This is a genomic window from Pseudomonas sp. KH_017 (assembly GCF_057840285.1).
Genome location: NZ_CM174509.1, coordinates 3,380,392 through 3,405,984, shown reverse-complemented (window position 1 = coordinate 3,405,984; position 25,593 = coordinate 3,380,392). Strand labels below are relative to the sequence as shown.

Here is a 25,593-nt window from a genome sequence, read left to right as displayed (position 1 = left end):
AATTAGAGCAGTCCGGCCTGTGTCATCAGCTCCACGGCTTTTTTACTGTCGAGTTTCGAAGCATCGACAGTCGGCGCATCGAGTTGATTCAGAGGCACCAGTTTAGGGTTGGATGCAGCGCCTTTGCCCACGGCGTATTCAAACGACTTGCCGTTCTTCAGGACAGCCTGGCCATCCTTGCCGGTAATGTATTTGAGAAACGCCTGGGCTTGTTCCTGGTGTTTGCTGGAAGCGAGGACGCCGCCGCCGGAGATGCTGACAAAAGCGCCCGGGTCTTTGTGCTTGAAATAGTGCAGGGCGGTGTTCTTGCTGTTTTCGCCGGTCTTGGACTGATCCACCAGGCTGTAATAGTGGTAGATCACGCCGCTGTCGATCTGTCCGGCATTTACCGCCTTGAGAACCGAACTGTTGCCGCGGTAGTTGGCGTAGTTGGTTTTCATCGCCTTGAGCCAATCCAGCGTGGCGGCTTCACCCTTTTGTTCGAGCATGGCTGCGACGATGGCCTGGAAGTCAGCACCGCCTGGCGATGCACCCCAGCGACCCTTCCAGCCCGGCGAAGCCAGGTCCATGATCGATTTCGGCAGGTCGGCTTCCGGCAGTTTGCTCGGGTTGTAGACGAACACCGTGGAGCGCGCGGCGATCCCGACCCACTTGCCGTGAGCCGGACGGTAAGCGGAATCAACCTGCTCCAGCGTGGCCTTGTCGACAGGCGCAAACAGCCCGGCGTTGTCGACCAGGACCATGGCCGGGGAGTTCTCGGTCAGGAACACGTCCGCCGGAGAGGCCGCGCCTTCCTGCACGATCTGGTTGCCCATCTCGGTGTCATCGCCGTTGCGCAAGGTGACGGGAATACCGGTCTCCTGGGTAAAGCCCTCGACCCAGGCCTTGGTCAGGCTTGCGTGTTGCGCGTTGTACACCACGATGCCGACGGAGTCAGCGGCATACACCTGGCCAGCGCTCAGCAAAGCGGTGGCCAGCAGGGCTTTTTTCAAGAACGAAGGGATTTTCGGAATCATTCTGCGGGCTGCTCCTGGTGCATTTTTTTTGAAAGTCATGCGCATTCAAACGCCAGTTAACCAATGCGAATCATTTGCATGTTTTTGAGGTGCGGGAAATGTAGAGATCCAAATGAGAAAATAACGTCAAAAAAACCGTTAATACATGTAATTTTCATTCAGATTAGCAGCACTGTGCCCACTGTGGTTCGACTCTTCGATCAATCGATACCGTCGATCAGAATATGGAGTTGCCCCCGGCTGCCTTTTGTCGTGCCCTCGGCGCACCTGACGGTGCCAGTTGCTGCTGGCCGCCTGTCGCGGGAAATGACAGCAGGAAACAGTAGGGACGGATTAACGGCGAACTTGTCGCCGTTAATCCGGGGGGAAGGCGTTCAGGGCGAAGGGCAACTCGCCTGTGGCCTGGCGGCAGCCTGGCTGATCAGCGCGGCCAGGCGTTTGACGTTGTTTTGCTGGGCAAGCACCAGGTCATCGACGCTAGCGCCCGAAGGCGTTTGCAAGGCGCTGCGGCAAATCACCCGTGCCGTTTCGCCGCTGCTGGCACTGCGCAGGCGCCATTCCACGTCCATCAAGGCGTACTGGCCGGGGATCGAGTCAAAACGCTGCACATCGACCCGCACCGAATGTCGGCCTTGTACAGGACTGTTGCTCAGTTGGTCGGCCAGCGCACTGCGCAATTCGTCCACGAGAGTCGAGCCCCACCATTGGGTTTCCAGGATCGCCAGGCCACTGTTGCCCTCGCGAATGACGATCTGCGCTCGATCGACCTGGGGCGGTACGCTGATCGTCTCGATCTGGATCACCCCGACGGTGGTCCTTGAGTGATCGCCCTCCTGGGCCGGGGTCAGGGTGTGGAAATGAATCGGGTCACTGCGGCAGGCGGCGAGCAGCAACATCGCGGTGACCAATGTGAACTTCAGCGGTAAAGCCATGGGTGTTGCTCCTGTGTTCAATTGCGCGGTGGCCCTTGCAGATCCATGGGTGCGGCATTGTTCGGACGGCCGCGAAGCAGCGATTCCGGATGCCGTCCCAGGTAATCCGAAAGATCACGCAAGGATCTCGACGTGCGTCCCAGTTCATCCAGGGTTTGCCCCAGCTTTTCCCGTTGCGGCGAATCCTCGGCCAGGGTCGAACTGGCCGATTGCAGGGTCGAATTGGCGGTTTCCAGTGTCTTGCTGACATCCGACAAGGTGGTTTGCACGCCAGGCAGGATCTTGCCATTGAATTGCATCATGCCTTTGCGCAGTTCGACGAGATTGCCATCGAGATTGCCGGCGATACGCTCGATCGGCAGTTTGTTGATCTTGTCGACCATGGATTCGAGTTTTTCCTGCAATTGCTCGAGGCTGCCGGGAATGGTCGGAATCATGACCGGGCGTGCGTTTGCATCGAAGGCGACTTTGTCGGCCTTGGGGTAGAAGTCCAGGGCAATGTACAACTGGCCGGTCAGGAAGTTGCCGGTGCGGGCCTGGGCACGCAGGCCGTTTTCGATGAAGGTGCCGATCAGCCGCACGCCAGCGGCTTCGTCATTGGGATCATGCTTGAGCGCCTTGAGCATTTTGATGTGGGCCTGGCCCAGGCGCTGCGGGTAAATCACGATACCGACGTTGATTGGAAAGGAACGTTTTTTCTCGTCGTAATCCAGATTGACCGCCACCACCTTGCCGATTTCCACGCCAAGGAACTCCACCGGAGCATCGACCTTGAGCCCGCGCAGTGCCTGGTCGAAGCGCATGGCCAGGAACTGCGGCTTGCCGTTTGGCGGGGCGAGGGCGGTTTGTTGGTCCTCGAACAGTTCGTAGGCGTACTCTGCGCCAGCAGGTTTATCGCCAGGGCTGTAGTCGGGCGCGCGGAAGGCAATGCCGCCCACCAGCAAGGAAGACAAGGATTCGGTCTTGACCGCAAAACCATTGGCGCCGACGTTCACGTCAATGCCGCTGGCGTTCCAGAAACGGGTGTTTTCGGTGACGTACTTGTCATTGGGAGCATGGATGAACAGTTCTATGTTCACGCCCTTGCCATCCGGGTCCAGCGCGTAGGCCACCACCTGACCCACAGGGATCTTGCGGTAGTAGACCGGAGAGCCGATGTCCAGCGATCCCAGGTCCTGGGTGAACAGGGTGAAACGCTTGCCCGGCTCGCCATAGGTGATCGGTGGCGGGTTTTCCAGGCCCTTGAAGTTTTTTGCCCGGCCGTTGGCCTGGCCGATATCGGCACCGATGTAATCGCCCGACAGCAGCGTATCGATGCCGGACACACCGCCCGCGCCAATGCGCGGCCGCACGACCCAGAACTGCGAATCTTCGCGGGTAAAGCTTTCAGCCTGCTTTTCCAGTTTGATGGTGGCGTTGACGCTCTTCTGGTCATTGGCCAGTTCCACATCGGAGACATGACCAATCACGACATTGCGGTATTTGACCTCAGTCTTGTTCGCGGTCAGGCCGTCCCCGGTCTTGAACGTGACAACGATGGTCGGTCCTTGTTGCAAAATGCTGTGAACCACCAGCGAAATACCCACCAGCACCGCGACGATCGGGACGATCCAGACCAGCGAAACGCTGAAGCGGCGGGTCTTGATCGGCGCCTGCCCGGGGGCTTGCGGCCCGTCAGTGGCTTGTGACTTCATCCGTGACCTCCTCATTGTGTGGGTTTTCCCGTTCTTTATCCCAAATCAAGCGTGGATCGAAACTCATTGCCGACAGCATGGTGAACACCACAACCAGACCAAAAAACAGAATGCCCGGGCGCGGTTCGATATCGGCCAGGGCCTGGAACTTGACCAGCGACGCCACCAGGGCGACCACGATCACATCGAGCATCGACCAGTAACCGATGACCTCGACGAAGCGATACAACGTCGACCGTTCTTTGCGTGCCCACTCGCTGTCGCGTTGCACGGTGACCAGCAGCAGCGTGATGGCGACGAACTTGATGCCCGGTACCGCGATACTGGCAATGAAAATGATCAGGGCGATATCCCAGGCCCCGGCTTCCCAGAACTCCAGCACGCCGCTCATGATCGTGCTGTCGGCGCCATGGCCGACCATTTGGGTGTTCATCACCGGCAACAGGTTGGCCGGGATGTAGAACACCAGGGCCGCGATCATGTAGGCCCAGGTGCGGGTCAGCGAATTGGTTTTGCGCCGGTGCAGCGGTGCACCGCAACGCTCGCATTCGTGGGGCTCGAAGGTCATGTCGCAGGCCAGGCCGCAGGTGTGACACAGGCACAGGTTGAGCTCGTCGGCGTAAGGAGGCGTGCTCATACAAGGTCCCATAGTTCGCGAATGTCGCGCCCGGCGATGCGGATCATCATCAGGCTCAGCGCAGCCAGGGCAAACAACCCGATGCCGGGCAGCACATCGAGCAGTCCGGCGAGCTTGATCACCGCGACCATGGCACCCAGCAGGCAGACTTCGAGCATGCTCCAGGGCCTCAGGGTTTCCAGCCAGCGCATGCAGAACTTGAATCCGGGCGAGCGTTGCCGGGCGAGGGCGAAGCCCAGCACCCAGATCAGCAGCAACAGCTGGAAAATCGGCGCGATGATCATGGCGATTGCCGCCACCATGGCGATGAACGTGATAGGCCCCAGGCTCAGGGCCAGCACCGAGTCCCAGAGGGTTGCGCTGTTCTTCACGCCTTTGAGGCTGATGCTCATCACCGGATAGCAGTTGGCGAACAGCCATAGCATCAACGCTGTGAAGGTCAACGCAAGACGCTGTTCCACCGTGAGACCGTTATAGCGCTGAAGTACGCCGCCGCAGCGCGTACACAGGGTTTTTTGATGTTTGGCGAGCGTTACTTTTTGGTACACGCTGTCGCAGTGCTCGCAGATGATCAGCTGATCAGTAGTTGCCATGGGTCAAGCTCAACAGAAGGCAGGAAGTTCAGAGCACCCCCTCAATATAGAGGTGACTTGCAATTGAGCAAAGCGAAAGTCGCAACCTGAACACTATCCGCCGCAGGGGATGAAGCGACCCACGAAATTACATGGGAAGCAAGCGACGAACAACTTTGAATTCCTCTGCCTGCAATGCGCGTTATTAAAATATCCGTACTAGGCTGACTCGGGTGCCTTGAGTAGCTACAGGAATTCAATTGGCTGGTCAGTTGAACGCCTGGAACTAACCAGAGGGCATGGTTTGGGGGTAACTCACCAGGGTCCGGTCACGGATTACTTGAAAACAGGTAGCCGGCCACAAGGATCCGTCCCGATAAAGGAAGGTCGCCATGAAAAGACTCTCGCATCGCTCAAGGTTCTTCATTGCAGGTTCATTACTGATAGCGCTTAACGGTTTGGCCCAGGCTGCACAAACAGAAAAAACCAATATCCTGTTCATCGTGTCCGACGATACCGGCTACGGCGATCTGGGACCGTACGGTGGTGGTGTCGGCCGCGGCATGCCGACCCCCAGCATCGACCAACTGGCCGCTGAGGGCACAACCTTTTACTCGTTCTACGCGCAACCGAGCTGCACACCCGGTCGAGCCGCCATGCAGACCGGGCGCATCCCCAATCGCAGCGGCATGACCACCGTGGCCTTCCAGGGCCAGGGCGGTGGTTTGCCCGCCGCCGAGTGGACGCTGGCCTCGGTGCTCAAGACCGGCGGTTACGAGACCTATTTCACCGGTAAGTGGCACCTGGGTGAAGCCGACTATGCGCTGCCCAATGCCCAGGGTTATGACGTGATGAAGTACGTCGGTCTCTATCACCTCAATGCCTACACCTACGCCGATCCGACATGGTTCCCCGACATGGACCCGGAAACCCGGGCGATGTTTGCCAAGGTGACCAAGGGCGCACTCTCGGGCAAGGCGGGAGAAAAGGCCGTCGAAGAGTTCAAGATCAACGGCCAGTATGTTGATACGCCGGTCATCGACGGCAAACCCGGTGTAGTCGGGATTCCCTACTTTGATGGTTATGTCGAAAAAGCCGCGCTGGAATTCCTCGACACCGCCGCCAAATCCGACAAGCCGTTCTTCATCAACGTCAACTTCATGAAAGTGCACCAGCCGAACCTGCCGGCACCGGAGTTCGTTCACAAGTCGATCTCCAAGTCCAAGTACGCCGACTCGGTGGTCGAACTGGATACGCGCATTGGTCGTATCATGGACAAGCTCAAGGCGCTGGGCCTGGATAAGAACACGCTGGTGGTCTACACCACCGACAACGGCGCCTGGCAGGACGTTTATCCGGACGCCGGCTACACACCATTTCGTGGCACCAAGGGCACCGTGCGCGAGGGCGGTAACCGGGTCCCTGCAATCATGACCTGGCCCGGAAAAATCAAACCCAATGCCAAGAACCACGACGTTCTCGGCGGACTCGACCTGATGGCGACCTTCGCCTCGGTGGCCGGCATCAAGTTGCCGGAGAAGGATCGCGAAGGTCAGCCGATCTATTTCGACAGCTATGACATGACTCCGGTGATAACCGGCACGGGCCCTGACCCACGTAAAGAGTGGTTCTACTTCACCGAAAACGAGTTGTCGCCGGGGGCGGCCCGCGTAGGCAACTACAAGGCCGTGTTCAACCTGCGTGGCGACAATGGTGTACCGACCGGCGGCCTGGCCGTGGACACCAACCTGGGCTGGAAAGGGGAGTCGAAGTACGTGGCGGTCGTACCGCAAGTCTTTGACTTGCTGCAAGATCCGCAGGAGCGCTACGACATTTTCATGAGTAACGTCACCGAGCGCACCTGGACCATGGTGCCGATCAGCCAGGCGATCAACAAGCTGATGCAGACCTACATCAAATACCCGCCACGCAAGCTGCAAAGCATGGGCTATGACGGCCCGATCGAGTTGTCCAAGTACCAGAAATTCCAGTCGGTACGGGAAGAAATGCAGAAGGAGGGCATCAACATCCAGATGCCTCAATAGATGTACCGTGGCGATCTCTTGAGGTCGCCGCCACCCCACCTGACCTGCCGGGACGCCTGAAGCGAGGGATAACTCGTCTCAGGCGCCCGATGCTCAACCCAGCACTTCCCGCATCCGATACCAGAACATGCCAAGGGCCAGCAACGGCGAACGCAGGGCGCGTCCGCCGGGAAAGGTCATGTGCGGCACGGCGCTGAACACGTCGAAGCCTTTGCTGTGGCCGGCATGGATCGCTTCCCCCAACAACTTCGCGCACCAGTGGGTCACGTTCAGGCCATGGCCGGAGTAACCCTGGGCGTAGAACACGTTCGGGTGCTGGCTCAGGCGCCCGACCTGGGGGAAGCGGTTGGCCGAGATGCCGATCTTGCCGCCCCACTGATAATCGATGCGCACATCGGCCAATTGCGGGAACACCTTGAGCATTTGCGGACGCATGTAGGCGCTGATGTCCGAAGGATCGCGCCCGGAGTAATGGCAGGCACCGCCGAACAGCAACCGCCGGCCAGCCGAGAGCCGGTAGTAGTCCAGGCCGACCTTCTGGTCGCACAGCGCGAGGTTGTGCGGGATCAGTTTTGCAGCGGCGTCTTCCGACAACGGCTCGGTGGCGATGATGTAGCTGCCTGCCGGGAGTACTTTGCCGCTGAGCTTCGGTTCCAACTCTTCCAGGTGCGCGTTGCAGGCCAGCACCAACGTGCCTGCACTCACAGTGCCACCAGCGCAACGCACTTGCACCGTGCTGCCATGGATCAGCTCCAGCACCGGGCTTTGCTCGAAAATCCGCACCCCGAGGGACTCGGCAACTTGCGCTTCGCCAAGGACCAGGTTCAGCGGATGCAAATGCCCCGAGCCCATGTCCACCAGGCCGCCGGCGTACACACCGGAGTTCACCACCTGTTCACGGATTTGCTGTGGCGCGACCAGTCGGGTTTCAAAGGCATAACCGGACTCGATCAGTTCCACCTGCTCGGCCTTGAGCGCTTTGAACTGGGCAGGGGTATTGGCCAGTTCACAAAAACCCCAGCTCAGGTCGCAATCGATGCCGTGCTCGCGGATGCGCTTGGCCACGACTTGCACCGACTCGGTCCCGGCGTGTTCCAGGTATTGCACACCATCGGCGCCGATGTGCTTGGCGAAACCGCTGACGTCATGGCCGATACCACGAATCAACTGGCCACCGTTGCGCCCGCTGGCGCCCCAGCCGACTCGCCGGGCCTCCAGCAGGACCACCGAGAGCCCGCGCTGGGCCAGTTCGATGGCGGTGTTGATGCCGGTGAAACCCGCGCCGACCACGCAGACATCGGCCGTAAGGTCCGAGGCCAGCGCGGGACGCTGCTTCATGCCCTTGGCGGACGCTGCGTAATAGGAGTGGGTGTGTTCCTTGGTGTACTGATTCATTTGTTGGACTTCACTTTGCTCCACGAGCGGGTCATCAGGCGCATGATCGACTGCGACGGCGTGGTGGAGATGTAGAGTTTGTCGAGGACTTCCTGGGACGGATAAACCTCAGGGTTGCTGACCAGCTCAGGGTCCATGTACTGCTTGGCGGCCGGGTTCGGGTTGGCGTAGCCGACCGACTCGCTGACCTTGGCAATCACTTGCGGGTCCAGCAGGTAGTTGATGAAGGCGTGGGCTTCTTTCGGGTTGCTGGCGTCGGCGGGGATGGCCAGCAGGTCGAACCACAGGTTGGCGCCTTCCTTGGGAATGGCGTAGGCAATGTTCACGCCGTTCTTGGCTTCCTTGGCACGGTTGGCGGCCTGGAACACGTCACCCGAGTAACCGAACGCCACGCAGATGTCGCCGTTGGCCAGGTCCGAGACGTACTTGGAGGAGTGGAAGTAGGTGATGTAAGGGCGGATCTGCAGCAGCTTGGCTTCGGCCTTTTTGTAGTCCTCGACACTTTCGCTGCGCGGGTCCATGCCCATGTAGTTGAGCATCGCCGGGAACACTTCGTCCGCCGAGTCCATCATCGACACGCCGCAGGCGCTGAGCTTCTTGATGTTTTCCGGTTCGAACAGCACGGCCCAGGAATCGATCTTGTCGATGCCCAGCACAGCCTTGACCTTGTCGACGTTATAGCCGATGCCGTTGGTGCCCCACAGGTACGGCACCGAGTGCGAGTTGCCCGGATCGTTCTTCTCCAGCAGCGCCAGCAATTTCGGGTCGAGGTTCTTGTAATTCGGCAGTTGCTCGCGATCAAGCTTGAGGAACGCGCCGGCCTTTACCTGGCGGGCGAGGAAGTGGTTGGACGGCACCACCACGTCATACCCGGTACGACCGGCAAGCAGTTTGCCCTCCAGGGTTTCGTTGGAATCGAATACGTCGTAGATCACCTTGATCCCGGTCTTGGCCTGGAAGTCGGCGAGGGTGGTTTCGCCGATGTAGTCGGTCCAGTTGTAGACGCTGACCTGTGGCTGGGCCTGGGCAACGGCACTGAACAGAACCGCCAGCGCGGCCGGGACCATGGATTTCAATAGACGCATGTCGATACCTTCTTGGAATTATTGGATTCTTCAGGTGTTCACGCTACCTGTGGGAGCGAGCTTGCTCGCGATGGCGGCCTGTCAGTCAACAAAGATGTTGGATTCACTGGCCTCTTCGCGGGCAAGCCCGCTCCCACAGGGAATGTGTGATGCCTGGGGGAGCGGGGGGCCTTAGACGCTGAGCATCAGGAACTCACGCTCCCACGAACTGATCACCCGTTTGAAGTTCTCGTGCTCGGCGCGTTTGACCGCGACATAGCCGCGCACGAACTTGCTGCCCAGGTAGCGGCTGATGGTGTCGCATTCCTCCATCTGGGTCAGGGCGTCCTCGATGGTGATCGGCAGGCGCAGGTTGCGACGCTCATAGGCGCGGCCCTGTACCGCAGCGCTCGGCTCGATGCGCTCGACCATGCCCAGGTAACCACACAGCAGGCTGGCGGCGATGGCCAGGTACGGGTTGGCGTCAGCGCCCGGCAGACGGTTCTCGACGCGCATGGCGTCAGGGCTCGAGGTCGGCACGCGCAGGCCGACGGTGCGGTTTTCTTCGCCCCATTCGACGTTCACCGGTGCCGAGGTGTCCGGCAGGAAGCGGCGGAACGAGTTGACGTTCGGCGCGAACATCGGCAGCACTTTCGGGATGTACTTCTGCAGGCCGCCAATGTGATGCAGGAACAGCTCGCTCATGTTGCCATCGGCATCGGCAAAGATCGGCTGGCCGGTGGCAATGTCCACCACGCTCTGGTGAAGGTGCATGGCGCTGCCCGGCTCGTCGCCGACCGGCTTGGCCATGAAGGTGGCGGCCACGTTGTGCTTGAGCGCCGCTTCACGCATGGTGCGCTTGAACACGGTGATCTGGTCCGCCAGGTCCAGGGCGTTGCCATGACGGAAGTTGATTTCCATCTGCGCCGGGCCGTCTTCGTGGATCAGCGTGTCGAGGTCCAGGCCTTGCAGTTCGCACCAGTCGTAGACGTCTTCGAACAGCGGGTCGAATTCGTTGGCCGCGTCGATGGAGAACGATTGACGACCGCTTTCGGCACGGCCCGAACGGCCCATCGGCGCCTTGAGCGGCAGGTCCGGGTCTTCGCAGCGCTGGGTCAGGTAGAACTCCATTTCCGGCGCGACGATCGGCCGCCAGCCTTTGTCGGTGTACAACTGCAGGACTTTCTTCAGCACGTTGCGCGGCGACAGTTCGATCGGGTTGCCGAACTTGTCGAAGGTGTCGTGGATCACGATGGCGGTCGGCTCGATGGCCCATGGCACCACGTAGACGGCATCGGCGTCCGGCTTGCAGACCATGTCGATATCGGCCGGGTCGAGCAGGTCGTAGTAGATGTCGTCGTCGACAAAGTCCCCGGTTACCGTTTGCAGAAGGACACTTTCCGGCAGGCGCATGCCTCGCTCATGCAGGAACTTGTTGGTCGGTGCAATTTTGCCGCGTGCAATGCCGGTCAGATCGCTGACGACGCACTCGACTTCGGTAATCTTGTGATCTTTCAGCCAAGTGAACAGCTGATCGAAAGGGACATTCATAAAGACCTCGTTATTGGTTTTATTAACGCCAGGAGAGACCGGTTTCATCCGCCGGACACTTCCCCTGTAGCGCGTTGACGACTATCTTGTGCGAGCCTTGCGGTTCCATCTATCCACTTTAAGCAGCACAAAACGCACCAAAAGAGTGCGTAAGGTCGCCCCATGACAGGTTCCAACTCCCTCCAGGTCCAAGCGTTCAACACCGCCGATGTCGCCGAGCAAATCCGCGCCACGCCGGGCTGGGTGCAGCAATACCAGCAGATGTCGCCGGGACATTTCGCGGGTAGGGTGCGTTATCTGGACCTGCAGGGCGTGGAGATTTACGAAGAGTCGATGAACACCCGGGTCGAGCAGAATTTCAGCGCGCCCCAGGGCTCGTTGTCGTTCTGTTTCGATCGCGGCGACAACGCGCTGTACGTGTTGAATGGCGAAAGCCGCAACATCTGGATCACCCCGGAGAACTACCAGGAAATCGCCGTGGTGTTCGGGCCGGAGTTTGTAAAGCGTCACAGCCTCGACATCGCCAGGCTCGAAGGGCTGTTCATGGCACCGCTCAACTCCCAGCAAAACGCGCTGTTCTGCCGTTGGCTCAGCGGGACCTTGACGCGGCTGTCGCAGACCTTCGATCCACCGAGCCGCGAAGCACTGACCCAGCAACTGCTGGAGGACTGCCTATTCATCCTCGACAACGCCTGTGTCGGCCTCGACCAGGGGGCCTTGCAGCGTCGGGCCGGGGAGCGGGCGATCATGAAGCGGGTCGGGGAATGGGCCGCGGACACCCCGGAAGAACACCTCAACCTGCTGGAGTTGTCCCAGGTTGCCGGGTTTTCACTGCGCCAGTTGCAGCATGCGTTCAAGACCTACACCGGCATGTCGCCGACCCAGTGGCTGCGCCTGCGCCGACTCAACAGCGCCCACCGCGAATTGCTCAGCCGCACGCCGATGCAAACCACCGTGGCCGAGGTGGCGATGCATTGGTCGTTCTGGCATCTTGGGCGGTTTTCCAGCAGCTACCGCGCGTTGTTCAACGAGCTGCCGAGCGACACCCTCAAGCGTGCGAGTACCACTCAGTCAAACGGTCGCAGCCGACGTTAGAACGTCGGTGGCGTAATCACCCAGATCACCACTGCATCGACATCGCCGGGGTTGCCGTAGCGGTGCGGTTCCTGGCTGGAAAAGCTGAAACTGTCGCCTTCATTGAGCTGGAAATGGCGCTCGCCGACCCACAACTCGAAACTCCCCGAGAGCAAGTAGCCGGCTTCTTCACCGTCGTGGCTGTAGCTTTGCTGGCTGTAGGTGCCGGGCGGGAAACGCGAGTGGAGCATTTCCAGTTGGCGGTTGGCTTGCGGGGTCAGCAACTGGTCGACGATGCCGTCTTCGTAATGCACGTTCAGGCGGCTGTTCTTGCGCACCACGACGCCATCGTCTTCGGGCGCGGTGACCGCTTCACTGGCGAAGAACCACTGGATGGTGACGCCGAGACTACGGGCAATGTTGAACAGCGCCGGAATCGACGGGTAGGCGAGGTTGCGTTCCAGCTGGCTGATGTAGCCGGCGGTGAGTTCGCTCTGTTGCGCCAGTTCCGCCAGGGTCATGCCCCGGCGCTTGCGCAGGCCGCGAATGCGCGTGCCGAGAAAATGCGGTTCGGCGCTGCCTGAGGCGGGCTGGGTCTTGCTGTTGTTGCTCATGGAAAATTCCGAACCGGGGGCTGAGCCAAAGACCGCAATCCCTGTGGGAGCGGGCTTGCTCGCGAAAGCGGTTAATCATTCAACATCAATGGCGACTGATCTACCGCATTCGCGAGCAAGCCCGCTCCCACAGGTTGGTGTTAGCCGTTAAAGCCCCGGAGTATAAACAGCCTTAAAGCTCCCACGCGACTTTCAAACCTTCATAAATCGCTTCTTCGACCGTACGCGGCGCCAGGCAGTCGCCGATGCGGCGAAACTCCACCAGCCCTTGCAACTCCGCGCCCAGGGTATCCACCGGTTGATGGCCCTGACACAGCACCAGCGTATCGATGTTCTCCATCAGCATCGGTTCGCCACTGGCGGTGTGTTGCAGGTACACCGTGTTGTCATCGCAGCCATACAGCCGCGCGTACGGCGTGATCGGCACGCCCAGCTTATGCAGCTCGCCGGCCAGTTGATCGCGTACGTACAGCGGCAGGTTTTCCCCGCAATGGGTGCCGTTGACTGCCAGGTGCACCTGGTGCCCGGCTCGAACCAGACGTTCGGCGATGCCGGGGCCGATCCAGTCGCAACGCCAGTCGACCACCACCACCGAACGGCCGATCCGTACTTCATCGCGCAGCACTTGCCAGGCGTCCACCACCTGCAATTCACCGCCGCGCTCGAAGGGCGGCCAGTAGGGCTCGGCTCCGGTAGCGACGATCACCACGTGCGGTTTTTCCTGCTCCACCAGTGCCCGGTCGACTCGGGTATTGCGCACCACGCGCACGCCGGCCAGTTCCATTTCCCGCTGCAGGTTGGTGCTGGCACCGCCGAATTCGCTGCGCCGTGGCAGCAGTTGCGCGAGCAACACCTGACCGCCCAGTTGCGAACTGGCTTCGTACAGCGTCACCTCATGGCCGCGCTGGGCCGCGACGGTGGCGGCTTTCATCCCGGCCGGACCACCGCCGGCGATCATGATGCGTTTGCGCTGCGGCGCTTGTCGGCGTTCGCCGAAGATCAGTTCGCGCCCGGTTTCCGGGTGCTGGATGCAGGAAATCGGCAAGCCCTTGTGGAAGTGGCCGATGCACGCCTGGTTGCAGGCAATGCACGCTCGCACGTCTTCGACGCGGCCGGTGTCGGTCTTGTTGGGCATTTGCGGATCGCAGATCAGTGCCCGGGTCATGCCGCACACATCGGCCTGGCCGCGAGCCAGAATCAGCTCGGCCTCCTGGGGCTGGTTGATGCGCCCGGTGACGAACAGCGGAATGTTCAAACCGGCCTTGAAGGTCCCGGCTTCTTTAGCCAGGTACGCCGCTTCGATCGCCATGGGCGGCACGATGTGCACCGCGCCGCCAAGGGATGCCGAAGTGCCGGCGACGATGTGCACGTAATCGAGCTGCGCTTGCAGTGACTGCACGGCGGCCAGGGATTCGTCTTCGGTCAGGCCTTCCGGGTCGCGCTCGTCGGCGGAGATGCGCAGGCCGATGATGAACTGCTCGTCGGTCGCCTCGCGCACAGCCTCGATGACTTCGCGCAGAAAACGCAAACGCTGTTCCAGCTCGCCGTTGTAGCCATCGGTACGCCGGTTGACCCGCGGATTGATGAATTGCGCCGGCAGGTAACCGTGGCTGGCCACGACCTCGACGCCGTCGATGCCTGCCTGGTGCAGGCGGCGGGCGGCAGCGGCATAACCGGCGACGATCTCGTCGATCATGGCCTGGTCCAGCGCGCGGGGCATCACCCGGAAACGTTCGTTGGGCACCGACGAGGCGGAGTAGGCCACCGCCAGCAGGCCATCGCTGGACTCCATGATCTCCCGCCCCGGATGGAACACCTGGGACAACACCACGGTACCGTGGGCATGGCAGGTTTGCGCCAGTTTGCGGTAGCCCTCGATGCACGCATCGTCGGTGGCCATCAGCACGTGGGAGGTGTAGCGCGCACTGTCATGCACGCCGGCCACTTGCAGCACGATCAGCCCGGCACCGCCTTCGGCACGCGCCCGGTGATAGGCGATCAATTGTTCATTGACCAGGTTGTCGGTGGGCATCGAGGTGTCGTGTCCGCTGGACATGATGCGGTTCTTCAGGCGCTTGCCACGGATCTCCAGGGGTTCGAACAGGTGCGCGAAGGCGGGTGTCGAGGTCGGCATGGGGCGGGTACTCCTGGCAGGCTGAAGCCAAACGGCCGGGTTTCGGCGTTGTTATTATTGCGCTATAGAAATTTACCTACAGTAAAAAATCAACTTGTTTTTTTACTATGCCTTGCAGTAGTTTCGTCTCGAGCCCGCTCCCGGGCCGAACCTCTCAACAATAAAAAAGGGCTGCGCGGGCCTTGGGTCCCGTGGCACCTGCAAGAGGAGCCACTGATGAAATCGCACACGCTCAAGCACGGTTTTTATCCCTTGGTGTTGTCTGTGGCCATGGGCCTGGGCAGCGCTCAGGCAGCATCGGACATGGTGGTGGTCGGATACGGCGGAGCCGGACAAAAAGCCCAGGACGTGGCGTTCTTTCAACCCTTCGCCGCCGTGGATCAAAGCAAGGTGATCCAGAGCGAATACAACGGCGAGATGGCGAAAATCAAAGTGATGGTCGACACCGGCAACGTCGACTGGGACGTGGTGCAGATCGAAGGCCCGGACCTGATGCGCGGCTGCGAGGAAGGCATGTACGAGCGTCTGGACTGGACACGTCTGGGCCACGCCGAGCAGTTGATCCCCGAGGCGGCGCAGGAATGCGGTTCCGCTGCGCTGGTGTGGAGCGTGGCGATTGCCTACGACACCGACAAACTGGCTCAGGCCCCGACCTCGTGGGCAGACTTCTGGGACGTGAAGAAAACCCCCGGCAAGCGTGGGCTGCGCAAACGCGCGGTGTACAACCTGGAATTCGCCTTGCTGGCCGACGGGGTGAAAACCGAAGACGTCTACAAGGTACTCGGCACCCCGCAGGGTGTGGACCGGGCATTCGCCAAACTGACTGAACTCAAGCCTTACATCCAGTGGTGGGAGGCGGGCGCGCAACCGCCGCAATGGCTGACCGCCGGCGATGTGGTGATGACTTCGACCTACAGCGGACGCATCGCCGACGCCGCGCAGAAAGGCAGCCATCTCGCTCTGGTCTGGCCCGGCAGCCTGTACGGCATGGACTACTGGGCGATCATCAAAGGCTCCCGGCACGTGGATCAGGCCAAGCGTTTTATCGCCTTCGCCAACCAGCCGGACGCCCAGGTCAACTACGTGCAGCAGATTCCCTACGGCCCGACCAACACCCAGGCCGCCGCACGGCTAGACGACAAACTGGCGCAATGGGTGCCCACTGCGCCGCAGAACCTCAAGGGCGCACTGTCGATGAACGTCGGTTTCTGGGTCGATCATGGCGAAGAGCTCGAAGAGCGCTTCAACGCCTGGGCCAGCAAATAAACACGGACGGCTGGACGTGTCCAAGCGTCCAGCCTTACTGTCTGCCCCAGCCGATCAGCCTGGAGAACCACAAGAATGAACAACATCGCCACCCACCTGGCACCCGAACGCAGCGCCACCGAGCAGCGCCTGCGTGAGGAACTGGCGGCCTGTTACCGCTTGATTGCGCACTTTCGCATGACCGATTTGATCTTCACCCACATCTCGGTGCGCATTCCGGGGCCGGAGCATCATTTTCTGATCAACCCTTACGGGCTGATGTTCGATGAGATCACTGCGTCCAACCTGGTGAAGATTGACCTCGATGGCCGTGCCGTGGAGCCGTCGCCGTACCCGGTCAACCCGGCCGGCTTCGTGATTCACAGCGCGATCCACTGCGCTCGCGAAGATGCGCAATGCGTGTTGCACACCCACACCAAATCCGGTTGCGCGGTGGCGGCGTTGAAGTGCGGGTTGTTGCCGGTGAACCAGATTTCCATGGAGTTCTATGGCCGTGTTGCCTACCACGACTACGAAGGTGTGGCGCTGGACTTGAGCGAGCAACAACGGCTGGTGGCAGACCTGGGCGACAAGCCGGTTCTGATGCTGCGCAACCATGGTTTGCTGTCGGTGGGCGAGACGGTGAGCCAAGCGTTCCTGCGCATGTACTACCTGGAAAAGGCCTGTGAAATCCAGTTGGCGGCCCAAGCCGCCGGTGAAGTCGTTCTGCCGTCGCACGAGGTCTGCGCGCATACCGAACGGCAGTTCAATGATCCGGGGCGGCCGTTGGAGGATGGGGAGTTGAGTGACCCCGATGCCATGCAACTGGCCTGGGCGGCGTTGTTGAGAATGCTGGATCGAGTGGCGCCGGGTTACCGCGACTGATCCGGGTTCTGTGTTGTTTGAGCTGGCCCCTTCGCGAGCAAGTCGGATCGCCGCACCGCCGCTCCCACAGGGGTAGGTGGGTGTACGCAAAATCAGTGACCAACACAAAACCCTGTGGGAGCGGCGGTGCGGCGATCCGACTTGCTCGCGAAGCAGGCGCCACGGTCTACCAGACTGGCAACTGACTGGAGAAATGGCCCGCTCTTGCTGTACAGTCGTTCAGCCCAACGCTTACCCGCGCGGGTCTAAACGATTGAACCAAGGAGCGTGTCGCCCATGAATCAGGAAGCCCGTTTTTCCCGCATGGAACCGGAGTTGCGCAAAGCCAACCTGATCGAGGCGACGCTGGTGTGCCTCAAGCGTCATGGCTTCCAGGGCGCGTCGATCCGCAAGATATCCGCCGAGGCCGGGGTCTCGGTGGGGCTGATCAGCCATCACTATTCCGGCAAGGATGAACTGGTGGCCGAGGCCTACATGGCAATCACCGGGCGGGTCATGACCTTGCTGCGCGATGCCATGGAGCAAGCCGCGCCGAATGCCCGGGAGCGCTTGTCGGCGTTTTTCCGCGGATCGTTTTCCGCCGAACTGCTCGATCCGCAGTTGATCGATGCGTGGTTGGCGTTCTGGGGCGCGGTGAAAACCGCCGAGGCCATCAACCAGGCCCACGATCATTCCTATGGCGAGTATCGCGGCATCCTGCGCAAGGTGCTGGCGGAATTGGCGCGGGAGGAAGGCTGGGAAAACTTCGACGCCGACCTGGCCGCCATCAGCCTCAGCGCTTTGCTCGACGGCTTGTGGCTGGAGTCCGGGCTGAACCCCGGCACCTTCACCCCGGAGCAGGGCATCCAGATTTGCGAGGCCTGGGTCGATGGTTTGCAGGCCGGCGGACGCCAGCGCTTCTGCGTGCAGACGAGCGACTGTTGATCAGTCGTTCAGCAATCGATACTCTCTGGCGCCGATGCAGGAAAACACTCTAATAAGAAACTGGCCTTCGGGCCTATGCCGGACACCAAGCGATGACTCCTCGGGTATTGATCGTCGATGACGATCCGCTGATTCGCGATCTGCTGCACGCCTACCTGTCCCAGGAAGGCTACGACGTCCATTGCGCCGCCACGGCGGAACTGGCGGAAACCTTCCTCGCCAGCCAGAGCGTCGACCTGGTGATGCTCGACATCCGCCTGCCGGGCAAGGACGGCCTGACCCTGACCCGCGAGCTGCGGGTGCGTTCGGAAGTCGGGATCATCCTGATCACTGGGCGCAACGATGAGATCGACCGCATCGTCGGCCTCGAATGCGGCGCCGATGACTACGTGATCAAACCCCTCAATCCAAGGGAGCTTGTGTCCCGGGCGAAAAACCTGATTCGCCGGGTCCGTCATGCGCAAACGCCAGCGCCGGCCGTCGCGGCGGCCAAACCGGTCAAGCAGTTCGCCGACTGGGCGCTGGACACCGACCGCCGTCGACTGATCGATCCGTCCGGCAGCGAAACCCTGCTGACCCATGGCGAATACCAGTTGCTCAGCGTGTTCCTGCGCAACAGCGGCCACACCCTCAGCCGCGACCAGTTGATGGACCAGATCCGCAACCGCGAATGGGTGCCCAACGACCGCTCCATCGACGTGCTGGTCGGGCGCTTGCGCCGCAAGTTGCACGACGATCCCGCCGAACCGCAGTTGATCATCACCATTCACGGCGCCGGTTACCTGTTCACCGCCAGCGTGGCGGCCTGAACCCGATGGCGCGATGGCTTTGCCTGCTGGCGATGCTGGTGGCCGGCCATGCCGTCGCGGCGGACAAGGTTCGCTATTGCGATTACCCGGTGTACCCGCCGATCTCATGGAGTGATGGCAAGCAGGTGCGCGGTCTGGCGCCGAGTGTGGTGAAGCACTTGTTCGGTCAGTTGGGGTATGAAGTCGAGATGGTCGTACTGGGCAACTGGAGACGCTGCCTGCTGGACGCCGCCGAAGGCCGGGTCGATGTGGTGCTGGCCTACAGCACCGCGCAACGGGAGCAGAGCATGCTGTTCTCGACGGTGCCGGTATTGCGTGAAGAAGTGGCGTTGTTCATCAACCGCCAGCATCCGGTGAAATTCGAACAACTGGACGACCTGGCCCATTACCGTGGCGGCCTGTTGTTCGGCGAGAGCTACGGCGTGGAGTTCGATCGCATGGTCGCGCGCAACAACAATATCGAATGGGTTTCCGACAGCCACCAGAACTTCGGCAAGCTGATTCGCGGGCGCATCGATTTCATCACCCAGGAGCGACGCACCGGCCAGCTGTACGTGGAAAACCTGCCCGGCGGCCAGGATATCGTCGCCTTGCCCAAGGCGTTGAGCGTGGATTATCTACGGGTCGCCGTATCGCGGCGCTCGCCCTTGGCCACTCGCATGCCCGAGATCAATGCGCAGTTGCAGCGCATGGTCGATGCCGGTGACATCGAGCGCTGGCTTAACGAAAGCGAAGTGACCTACCGCGACATGATCAACCTGCCGGCGGATGCGCAATGATTCGCGCCCGTCCCGGTGGACTGTTGCGGCGCCTGTTGCTGTTCATTCTGTTGTTCAGCCTGTGCTTCACCGTGCTGGCCAGCAGCGTGCAACTGTACATCGAGTATCGACGGGAAATGCGCGACATCGATTCGCGCATGGAGCTGATCCGCGCCGGCTACCTGGCCAGCCTGGAACGCAGCCTCTGGGACTTGAACCAGGAGCAGTTGAATGTGCAGTTGCGCGGGCTGGTGGACTTCTCCGACGTCGCCCGGGTGCACTTGACCAGCGCCGATTTCGATCTGGTACAGGGTAATCCGCACCCCACGGGACCGCTGCGCATCGAGCGCTTTGTCCTGGACTATCAGCCGCCGTCCGGCCCGTTGCGCAACCTTGGCGAGCTGGAAGTGAGCACGGATCTGGGGGCGGTGTACCAGCGTCTCTACGCCACCGGTTTGACCAGTCTGTTGTGGATGGCGGTGTTCCTCTGCGGTCTGGCCGTTGCCTTGTCGGGGCTGTTTTATCGACTGGTGACCCGGCACCTGAAAGTCATGGCCGAGTTTGCCCGGCGCATCGCCGCCGGTGAGTGGCACGAACCCCTGCACCTGGACAAGCGTGGTGGCAGCGACGAAATCGACACCGTGGCCCATGCGCTGGACGACATGCGCCGGGCGATCCTGCGGGACATCGAGCGCCGGGAAACCGATCGCCTGGCCTTGCAGGACAACCGTGACGAGCTGCTGAAAATGGTCGAGCGCCGCACCGCCAGCCTGATGCGCGCCAAAGACGAGGCGGAAGCGGCCAACCTCGCCAAGTCGCGGTTCCTGGCGACCATGAGCCACGAACTGCGCACGCCGCTCAATGGCATCCTCGGCATGGCCGAATTGCTGCGCGGTGCGCGCCTGGATGCCCAGGACGGCAAACGCCTGGATGCCTTGCACAAGGCCGGCGAAGGCTTGCTGACGATCCTCAACGAAGTGCTGTATTTCGCCAAGCTGGAGGAGGGCGTCAGCCATCCCGAACCGGTGGATTTCTCGTTGCGCCAGTTGCTCGACGAGGTGCTGACCCTGTTGGAACCGCGAGCGCTGAACAACGACACGATCCTCAGTTGCCGCATCGATCAGCGGATTGCCGAGCATCACCACGGCGCCGAGCAGTTCCTGCGCCAGGTGCTGAGCAACCTGTTGGCCAACGCGATCAAGTTCACCGAAGGCGGCGAAGTCAGCGTCGAGGTAGCGCTTCTCAGCGAAACCGGCGACCAGATGGGGCAGCGGCTGCGGGTCAGTGTCACGGACGACGGCATCGGCATTGCCCCGGCGATGCGGGCGAAGATTTTCGAGCGTTTCACCCAGGCCAGCGAAGAAGTCGCGCAACGTTTTGGTGGCACCGGGTTGGGGTTGGCGATCTGCAAACATCTGGTGGAGCAGATGGGCGGCTGCATCGGCGTGGACAGTGAAGAGGGGCGCGGCAGTTGCTTCTGGTTCGAGCTGACCTTGCAGCCGGCCAGCGGCGTGGTTGAAGTTGCGCCGATTCGCGCGGCGGGGCCGGCACTGAACATCCTGGTGGTCGAGGACGTGGCGCTCAACCGCGAAGTGGCCAAGGGCTTGCTGCAGCGGGACGGCCACCGGGTGTGGCTCGCCGAAGAGGCGGAGCAGGCGCTGCAACACTGCGCGGCGCAGGTGTTCGACCTGATGCTGCTGGACGTGCATCTGCCGGGCATCAGCGGTGTCGAGCTGTGCCGGCAGATCCGCCACAGCGACGGGCCGAACCGCCATACGCGCATTTTCGCCCTGACCGCCAGTGTGCAACCGGCACTGGTACGCGGTTATCTGGAAGCCGGCATGGACGGTGTCCTGGCCAAGCCCTTGAAGCTGGAAAACCTGCGCCAGGTGCTGGAAGGGCATGCACCTGTCGCCGAGTCGCTGCCGAACGATGAGGCAATGGACTGGCCGCTGTTGCAGACCCATCGCAGCCTGCTCGGTGCGCAAAAGGTCCAGGGCCTGCTGGCGGTGCTGCGTGACTCGATCCTGCAGCACCGCGATGCGCTGCATGAAGCCATGGCCGCCGACGACTGCACAGAGGTCGCGCAATTGGCTCACCGTTTGGCCGGTAGCTGCGACTCGCTGGGTTTTCGGGCCTTGGCCAGCACCTTGAGGGCGCTGGAGTCCTTGGCGCTGGCAAACGATGAATCGGCGATCCAGCGCATGGGCCCGGTGCTTGATGAGCAATTGCAGCACTCGCTCGATACCCTCAAAGGCCTGTTGCAGAGCTGACGTACAAGTTTGTTACGACTTTGTACAACTTCGATCTTTACGGTCAACGCGAACTTACATTGCTTTCCAATAATCGACGCAACCGCCGCAGCGCGGTCTTCGAAGCTTATTGGAGATAATAATAATGAATTGCCGTAGAGCTGATCCCTCCCTGCGCCGTGACGTCCTGTCGCGCGCTGTACACCTCACTGACTGCTGAGGTGCCGACATGAACGAAAACACTGATCATAAAGGCATCCAGCTGACCCGCGCCCTCAAGAGCCGGCACATCTTCATGCTGTCGCTGGGCGGCGTCATCGGCACCGGGTTGTTCATGGGCTCCGGCGTGACCATCAATCAGGGCGGCCCGGTGGGGGCGATCCTGGCTTACCTGGTCGCGGGTTTCCTGATGTACCTGGTGATGGTCTGCCTGGGTGAACTGTCGGTGCAGATGCCGGTGTCCGGTTCGTTCCAGACCCATGCCACCAAATACATCGGCCCGGCTACCGGGTTCATGATCGGCTGGGTGTACTGGATGAGCTGGGCCACCACCGTGGGCCTGGAGTTCACCGCCGCCGGCATGCTGATGACCCGCTGGTTCCCGGAGGTGCCGATCTGGTACTGGTCGGCGCTGTTCGTGGTGGTGCTGTTCGGTATCAATGCCATGGCGACCCGCGCCTTTGGTGAAGCCGAATACTGGTTCTCGGGGATCAAGGTCGCGGCGATTCTCGGTTTCATCGTGGTCGGCGTGCTGGTGATCTTCGGCGTGATGCCCCTGAGCAGTGGCGCACCGGCACCGATGGCGACCAACCTGATCGGCGATTCGTTGTTCCCCAACGGCCTGTCGGCGGTGTTCGCGGTGATGATGACCGTGGTCTACGCGTTCCAGGGTTGCGAGATCATGGGCGTGGCGGCCGGTGAAACCGATCAGCCGGAAAAGAGCATTCCCCGCGCCGTGCGCAACGTGGTGTTCCGTGTGCTGATCTTCTACGTGCTGGCGATCATCGTGCTGTCGGCCATCGTGCCGTGGCAGCAGGCGGGCCTGATGGAAAGCCCGTTCGTGCAGGTGTTCGACATGGTCGGCATTCCTTATGCGGCCGACCTGATGAACTTCGTGATCCTCACCGCGATCCTCTCGGTGGGCAACTCCGGCCTGTATGCCTCGACGCGCATCCTGTGGGCGATGTCGAAAACCGGCATGGCGCCGAAAAGCCTGTCGCATTTGAGCAAGCGTGGCGTACCGCTACGCGCCTTGAGCATCACCCTGTGCTTCGCGCTGGTGTCGCTGATGACCAGCTTCGTCGCCGCCGACACCTTGTTCATGGTGCTGATGGCGGTGAGCGGCATGTCCGGCACCGTGACCTGGATTGTCATCGCGCTGGCGCAGTACAAGTTCCGCAAGGCGTACTTGCGTGACGGCGGCAAGCTCAGCGACCTGAAATACCGCGCACCGTGGTTCCCGGTATTGCCGCTGATGTGCATCACGCTGTGCTGCTCGCTGTTCGTGTTCCTGGCCCTGGATGAAACCCAGCGTCCGTCGCTGTACTGGGGCTTTGGATTCATTGCGCTGTGCTATGGCGCGTACTTCCTGATCCATCGCAAGCGCCAGGGCGTGCTGGCGCCGAGCTTGCCGACTGCCTGATTCCTTGAACTAAACACTTCCCCCCTGTGGGAGCGGGCTTGCTCGCGAAAGCGGAGTGTCAGTCACCATCAATGTTGACTGACAGGGCCTCTTCGCGAGCAAGCCCGCTCCCACATTGGTTTTGTGGTGGGCAAAAGATCTGCGACCAACGTCCTGTCACCAGTTGTTCGAAGTTGTAACAGCGCTAACGGCTCACGCTCGTTCTTCTAGTAAATATTCAATAAAACCAATGTGTTACAGAATTTTTTAGCTTGTTACAGCCCATTTCCCCACCAATTGCCGCCTTACTGAACACTCGTTTAGTATGGCCTCAAGTCGCATCACCTCAGACCAATCACAATAATTCGAGGATTCCCATGACCACTCAATCGTCGCTGCTCAGCCAGGTCGAAGCAGGCGTTGCCTGGATCACCCTCAATCGCACTGCCCAGCGCAATGCGCTGGACATTCCGACGCTGAAAAACCTGCACACCTTGCTCGACGGTTTCAACGCCGATCCGGCGGTGCGCGTGGTGGTGCTCACCGGCAGCGGCCGCAGTTTCTGCGCTGGCGCCGACCTCGATGAATGGGCCGATGCCGAAGCCCGGGGCGAGCTGGAAACCTACGGCTGGACCGAAACCGCCCACGCCTTGATGACCCGCCTGCACAGCCTGGAAAAACCCACCATCGCCGCCATCAACGGCACCGCCGTCGGCGCCGGGATGGACCTGACCCTGTGCTGCGACCTGCGCATCGCCGGGCAATCGGCACGCTTCAAGGCCGGCTACACCAGCATGGCGTACTCGCCGGATGCCGGCGCCAGTTGGCACTTGCCACGGCTGATCGGCAGCGAACAGGCCAAGCGCCTGCTGTTCCTCGACGAGTTGTGGGGCGCCGACCGTGCCCTTGACGCCGGTCTGGTCGGCGATGTCTGTGCCGACGATCAACTGCTGACGGTCACCCGCGAATTGGCCGCACGCCTGGCCGCCGGCCCGACCTTCGCCTTCGCCCAGGCCAAAAAGCTCATGCGTGAAGGCGCCGAACGCAGCCTGCCGGAACAGCTGCAAGCCGAACTCGCCGCCGGTTTGCTCTGCGGTCGCAGCGAAGACGGCAATGAAGCCCTGCGCGCCGCCATGGAAAAACGCCCGGCACGCTTCATCGGTCGTTGATTCCTCTCCATCTCCCAGAACTCGAACAACAGGTAGCAGCATGAATTTCCAACTGACCCAAGAACAAGAAATGTTGGTGGACTCGGTACGCAGCTTCGTCGAGAAGGAACTGCTGCCCTATGAAGAGCAAGTCGACCGCGCCGACGAGGTCTCCCCGGAACTTGCCGCGCAGATTCGCGGCAAGGCGATTGCCGCCGGTTTCTACGCCTTCAACATGCCCGAAGAAGTGGGTGGCGGCGGCCTGGACTACCTGTCCCAGGCGCTGATCGAACGTGAGCTGTCCAAGGTGTCCTGGGCGCTGCACGTGTTCGTCGCGCGGCCGTCGAAAATCCTCATGGCCTGCACCGGCGACCAGATCAACGACTACCTGTTGCCGAGCATCCAGGGCGAAAAAATCGACTGCTTCGCGCTGACCGAACCGGGCGCCGGTTCCGACGCCAACGCGATCAAGACCCGCGCCGTGCGTGAGGGCGACGACTTCGTTCTCAACGGCAGCAAGCATTTCATCAGCCACGCCGGCCATGCCGATTTCGCCATCGTCTTCGCCGTGACCGACACCTATGAACACAACGGCAAAAAGCGTAACGCCGTGACCTCCTTCCTGGTCGACCGCAACACCCCGGGCATGACCATTCGCCGTGGACCGAAGTGCGTGAGCAATCGGGGTTATCACACCTTCGAAATGTTCTTCGACGACTGCCGCGTACCGGCCAGCAAAGTGCTGGGCGAAGTCGGCAAGGGTTGGGACGTGGCCAACGCCTGGCTGACCGCCGGGCGCGTGATGGTCGCGGCCAACTGCGTCGGTCAGGCCCAGCGCGCTCTGGACGTGTCGCTGCAATGGGCGGCGGACCGCAAGCAATTCGGCCAGCCCATCGGTACTTACCAGGGCGTGTCGTTCAAACTGGCCGACATGGCCACGCAAATCCGCGCCGCCGAACTGCTGACCCTGCACACCGCGTGGAAAATGGACCAGGGCACCATGACCGATGGCGAGGCCGGCATGGCCAAGCTGTTCGCCAGTGAAGTGCTCGGCCGTACCGCCGATGAAGCGGTGCAGATCTTCGGCGGCATGGGCCTGATGGACGAAGGTCCGGTGGAGCGCATCTGGCGTAACGCGCGGATCGAACGGATCTGGGAAGGCACTTCGGAAATCCAGCGCCACATCATTTCCCGCGAGCTGCTGCGGCCGCTTCTGCGCTGAC

At 61.2% G+C, this 25,593-nt stretch carries 21 protein-coding genes; 11 read left to right on the top strand and 10 right to left on the bottom strand.

Going from position 1 to position 25,593, the window contains the following annotated elements; genetic code table 11:
• Positions 1-2 precede the first annotated feature (2 nt).
• The 5 genes from AC3IT6_RS15560 to AC3IT6_RS15540 all read right to left on the bottom strand — a co-directional run bounded on the left by AC3IT6_RS15560 (position 3) and on the right by AC3IT6_RS15540 (position 4,872).
• Positions 3-1,016: an iron ABC transporter substrate-binding protein gene (locus tag AC3IT6_RS15560; protein ID WP_489350898.1), complete on the bottom strand. Its 1,014-nt coding sequence runs from the start codon at positions 1,014-1,016 to the stop codon at positions 3-5.
• Positions 1,017-1,390: 374 nt separating this feature from the next.
• The gene (locus AC3IT6_RS15555) at positions 1,391-1,948 is read right to left on the bottom strand and encodes a PqiC family protein (RefSeq protein WP_489350896.1); all 558 of its coding nucleotides are present in this window, start codon (positions 1,946-1,948) and stop codon (positions 1,391-1,393) included.
• Positions 1,949-1,965: 17 nt separating this feature from the next.
• Positions 1,966-3,642 (bottom strand): PqiB family protein, encoded by a 1,677-nt coding sequence (locus AC3IT6_RS15550; protein ID WP_489350894.1) that lies wholly within the window; start codon positions 3,640-3,642, stop codon positions 1,966-1,968.
• Complete coding sequence (locus tag AC3IT6_RS15545; RefSeq protein ID WP_223448793.1) at positions 3,623-4,279, bottom strand: paraquat-inducible protein A; 657 nt, start codon at positions 4,277-4,279, stop codon at positions 3,623-3,625. Before AC3IT6_RS15545 ends, AC3IT6_RS15550 begins: the two co-directional genes overlap by 20 nt.
• Positions 4,276-4,872: a paraquat-inducible protein A gene (locus tag AC3IT6_RS15540; RefSeq protein WP_489350891.1), complete on the bottom strand. Its 597-nt coding sequence runs from the start codon at positions 4,870-4,872 to the stop codon at positions 4,276-4,278. Before AC3IT6_RS15540 ends, AC3IT6_RS15545 begins: the two co-directional genes overlap by 4 nt.
• Positions 4,873-5,243: 371 nt before the next feature.
• On the opposite strand from AC3IT6_RS15540, the gene AC3IT6_RS15535 reads away from it, so the two are divergent.
• The gene (locus AC3IT6_RS15535) at positions 5,244-6,896 is read left to right on the top strand and encodes an arylsulfatase (protein ID WP_489350889.1); all 1,653 of its coding nucleotides are present in this window, start codon (positions 5,244-5,246) and stop codon (positions 6,894-6,896) included.
• A 93-nt stretch (positions 6,897-6,989) separates the two neighbouring features.
• Here AC3IT6_RS15535 and AC3IT6_RS15530 read toward each other — a convergent pair whose 3' ends face one another.
• The 3 genes from AC3IT6_RS15530 to AC3IT6_RS15520 all read right to left on the bottom strand — a co-directional run bounded on the left by AC3IT6_RS15530 (position 6,990) and on the right by AC3IT6_RS15520 (position 10,906).
• Complete coding sequence (locus AC3IT6_RS15530) at positions 6,990-8,291, bottom strand: NAD(P)/FAD-dependent oxidoreductase (protein WP_489350887.1); 1,302 nt, start codon at positions 8,289-8,291, stop codon at positions 6,990-6,992.
• Positions 8,288-9,376 carry a polyamine ABC transporter substrate-binding protein gene (locus tag AC3IT6_RS15525; RefSeq protein WP_489350885.1) on the bottom strand — a complete coding sequence of 363 codons (1,089 nt, stop codon included), beginning with the start codon at positions 9,374-9,376 and terminating at the stop codon, positions 8,288-8,290. Before AC3IT6_RS15525 ends, AC3IT6_RS15530 begins: the two co-directional genes overlap by 4 nt.
• Positions 9,377-9,547: 171 nt before the next feature.
• A complete protein-coding gene (locus tag AC3IT6_RS15520) occupies positions 9,548-10,906 on the bottom strand; it encodes a glutamine synthetase family protein (RefSeq protein ID WP_090455086.1) in 1,359 nt (452 codons plus the stop codon).
• Positions 10,907-11,068: 162 nt separating this feature from the next.
• Between AC3IT6_RS15520 and AC3IT6_RS15515 the strand changes: the two genes are divergently transcribed.
• Entirely contained in the window at positions 11,069-12,001 is a 933-nt protein-coding gene (locus tag AC3IT6_RS15515) for a helix-turn-helix domain-containing protein (RefSeq protein ID WP_489350883.1), read from the top strand.
• On the opposite strand, the gene AC3IT6_RS15510 is transcribed toward AC3IT6_RS15515, so the two are convergent.
• Both AC3IT6_RS15510 and AC3IT6_RS15505 read right to left on the bottom strand, forming a co-directional pair.
• Entirely contained in the window at positions 11,998-12,594 is a 597-nt protein-coding gene (locus tag AC3IT6_RS15510; protein WP_150758105.1) for a cupin domain-containing protein, read from the bottom strand. The genes AC3IT6_RS15515 and AC3IT6_RS15510 overlap by 4 nt on opposite strands.
• A gap of 172 nt (positions 12,595-12,766) precedes the next feature.
• Positions 12,767-14,728: an oxidoreductase gene (locus AC3IT6_RS15505; protein ID WP_489350881.1), complete on the bottom strand. Its 1,962-nt coding sequence runs from the start codon at positions 14,726-14,728 to the stop codon at positions 12,767-12,769.
• Between the two features lie 216 nt (positions 14,729-14,944).
• On the opposite strand from AC3IT6_RS15505, the gene AC3IT6_RS15500 reads away from it, so the two are divergent.
• The 9 genes from AC3IT6_RS15500 to AC3IT6_RS15460 all read left to right on the top strand — a co-directional run bounded on the left by AC3IT6_RS15500 (position 14,945) and on the right by AC3IT6_RS15460 (position 25,592).
• A complete protein-coding gene (locus AC3IT6_RS15500; RefSeq protein ID WP_489350879.1) occupies positions 14,945-15,994 on the top strand; it encodes an ABC transporter substrate-binding protein in 1,050 nt (349 codons plus the stop codon).
• A 75-nt stretch (positions 15,995-16,069) separates the two neighbouring features.
• Complete coding sequence (locus AC3IT6_RS15495) at positions 16,070-16,858, top strand: class II aldolase/adducin family protein (protein ID WP_489350877.1); 789 nt, start codon at positions 16,070-16,072, stop codon at positions 16,856-16,858.
• Between the two features lie 276 nt (positions 16,859-17,134).
• Positions 17,135-17,782: a TetR family transcriptional regulator C-terminal domain-containing protein gene (locus tag AC3IT6_RS15490; RefSeq protein WP_110659255.1), complete on the top strand. Its 648-nt coding sequence runs from the start codon at positions 17,135-17,137 to the stop codon at positions 17,780-17,782.
• 92 nt (positions 17,783-17,874) lie between these two features.
• On the top strand, positions 17,875-18,591 hold the full coding sequence (locus tag AC3IT6_RS15485; protein ID WP_489304132.1) for a response regulator: 717 nt from the start codon (positions 17,875-17,877) through the stop codon (positions 18,589-18,591).
• A 5-nt stretch (positions 18,592-18,596) separates the two neighbouring features.
• Positions 18,597-19,370: a substrate-binding periplasmic protein gene (locus AC3IT6_RS15480; protein WP_489350875.1), complete on the top strand. Its 774-nt coding sequence runs from the start codon at positions 18,597-18,599 to the stop codon at positions 19,368-19,370.
• Positions 19,367-21,622: an ATP-binding protein gene (locus tag AC3IT6_RS15475; RefSeq protein WP_489350873.1), complete on the top strand. Its 2,256-nt coding sequence runs from the start codon at positions 19,367-19,369 to the stop codon at positions 21,620-21,622. Before AC3IT6_RS15480 ends, AC3IT6_RS15475 begins: the two co-directional genes overlap by 4 nt.
• Before the next feature lie 208 nt (positions 21,623-21,830).
• Positions 21,831-23,243 carry an amino acid permease gene (locus tag AC3IT6_RS15470; RefSeq protein ID WP_151214692.1) on the top strand — a complete coding sequence of 471 codons (1,413 nt, stop codon included), beginning with the start codon at positions 21,831-21,833 and terminating at the stop codon, positions 23,241-23,243.
• 356 nt (positions 23,244-23,599) lie between these two features.
• On the top strand, positions 23,600-24,391 hold the full coding sequence (locus AC3IT6_RS15465) for an enoyl-CoA hydratase/isomerase family protein (RefSeq protein ID WP_489350870.1): 792 nt from the start codon (positions 23,600-23,602) through the stop codon (positions 24,389-24,391).
• Between the two features lie 40 nt (positions 24,392-24,431).
• Complete coding sequence (locus AC3IT6_RS15460; RefSeq protein WP_489350868.1) at positions 24,432-25,592, top strand: acyl-CoA dehydrogenase family protein; 1,161 nt, start codon at positions 24,432-24,434, stop codon at positions 25,590-25,592.
• Position 25,593: the final 1 nt, after the last annotated feature.

What these genes read in the sequence shown, in the direction of transcription:
- AC3IT6_RS15560 (WP_489350898.1), bottom strand. Translation starts at nt 1,016, where the DNA reads ATGATTCCGAAAATCCCTTCGTTCTTGAAAAAAGCCCTGCTGGCCACC.
- AC3IT6_RS15555 (WP_489350896.1), bottom strand. Translation starts at nt 1,948, where the DNA reads ATGGCTTTACCGCTGAAGTTCACATTGGTCACCGCGATGTTGCTGCTC.
- AC3IT6_RS15550 (WP_489350894.1), bottom strand. Translation starts at nt 3,642, where the DNA reads ATGAAGTCACAAGCCACTGACGGGCCGCAAGCCCCCGGGCAGGCGCCG.
- AC3IT6_RS15545 (WP_223448793.1), bottom strand. Translation starts at nt 4,279, where the DNA reads ATGAGCACGCCTCCTTACGCCGACGAGCTCAACCTGTGCCTGTGTCAC.
- AC3IT6_RS15540 (WP_489350891.1), bottom strand. Translation starts at nt 4,872, where the DNA reads ATGGCAACTACTGATCAGCTGATCATCTGCGAGCACTGCGACAGCGTG.
- AC3IT6_RS15535 (WP_489350889.1), top strand. Translation starts at nt 5,244, where the DNA reads ATGAAAAGACTCTCGCATCGCTCAAGGTTCTTCATTGCAGGTTCATTA.
- AC3IT6_RS15530 (WP_489350887.1), bottom strand. Translation starts at nt 8,291, where the DNA reads ATGAATCAGTACACCAAGGAACACACCCACTCCTATTACGCAGCGTCC.
- AC3IT6_RS15525 (WP_489350885.1), bottom strand. Translation starts at nt 9,376, where the DNA reads ATGCGTCTATTGAAATCCATGGTCCCGGCCGCGCTGGCGGTTCTGTTC.
- AC3IT6_RS15520 (WP_090455086.1), bottom strand. Translation starts at nt 10,906, where the DNA reads ATGAATGTCCCTTTCGATCAGCTGTTCACTTGGCTGAAAGATCACAAG.
- AC3IT6_RS15515 (WP_489350883.1), top strand. Translation starts at nt 11,069, where the DNA reads ATGACAGGTTCCAACTCCCTCCAGGTCCAAGCGTTCAACACCGCCGAT.
- AC3IT6_RS15510 (WP_150758105.1), bottom strand. Translation starts at nt 12,594, where the DNA reads ATGAGCAACAACAGCAAGACCCAGCCCGCCTCAGGCAGCGCCGAACCG.
- AC3IT6_RS15505 (WP_489350881.1), bottom strand. Translation starts at nt 14,728, where the DNA reads ATGCCGACCTCGACACCCGCCTTCGCGCACCTGTTCGAACCCCTGGAG.
- AC3IT6_RS15500 (WP_489350879.1), top strand. Translation starts at nt 14,945, where the DNA reads ATGAAATCGCACACGCTCAAGCACGGTTTTTATCCCTTGGTGTTGTCT.
- AC3IT6_RS15495 (WP_489350877.1), top strand. Translation starts at nt 16,070, where the DNA reads ATGAACAACATCGCCACCCACCTGGCACCCGAACGCAGCGCCACCGAG.
- AC3IT6_RS15490 (WP_110659255.1), top strand. Translation starts at nt 17,135, where the DNA reads ATGAATCAGGAAGCCCGTTTTTCCCGCATGGAACCGGAGTTGCGCAAA.
- AC3IT6_RS15485 (WP_489304132.1), top strand. Translation starts at nt 17,875, where the DNA reads ATGACTCCTCGGGTATTGATCGTCGATGACGATCCGCTGATTCGCGAT.
- AC3IT6_RS15480 (WP_489350875.1), top strand. Translation starts at nt 18,597, where the DNA reads ATGGCGCGATGGCTTTGCCTGCTGGCGATGCTGGTGGCCGGCCATGCC.
- AC3IT6_RS15475 (WP_489350873.1), top strand. Translation starts at nt 19,367, where the DNA reads ATGATTCGCGCCCGTCCCGGTGGACTGTTGCGGCGCCTGTTGCTGTTC.
- AC3IT6_RS15470 (WP_151214692.1), top strand. Translation starts at nt 21,831, where the DNA reads ATGAACGAAAACACTGATCATAAAGGCATCCAGCTGACCCGCGCCCTC.
- AC3IT6_RS15465 (WP_489350870.1), top strand. Translation starts at nt 23,600, where the DNA reads ATGACCACTCAATCGTCGCTGCTCAGCCAGGTCGAAGCAGGCGTTGCC.
- AC3IT6_RS15460 (WP_489350868.1), top strand. Translation starts at nt 24,432, where the DNA reads ATGAATTTCCAACTGACCCAAGAACAAGAAATGTTGGTGGACTCGGTA.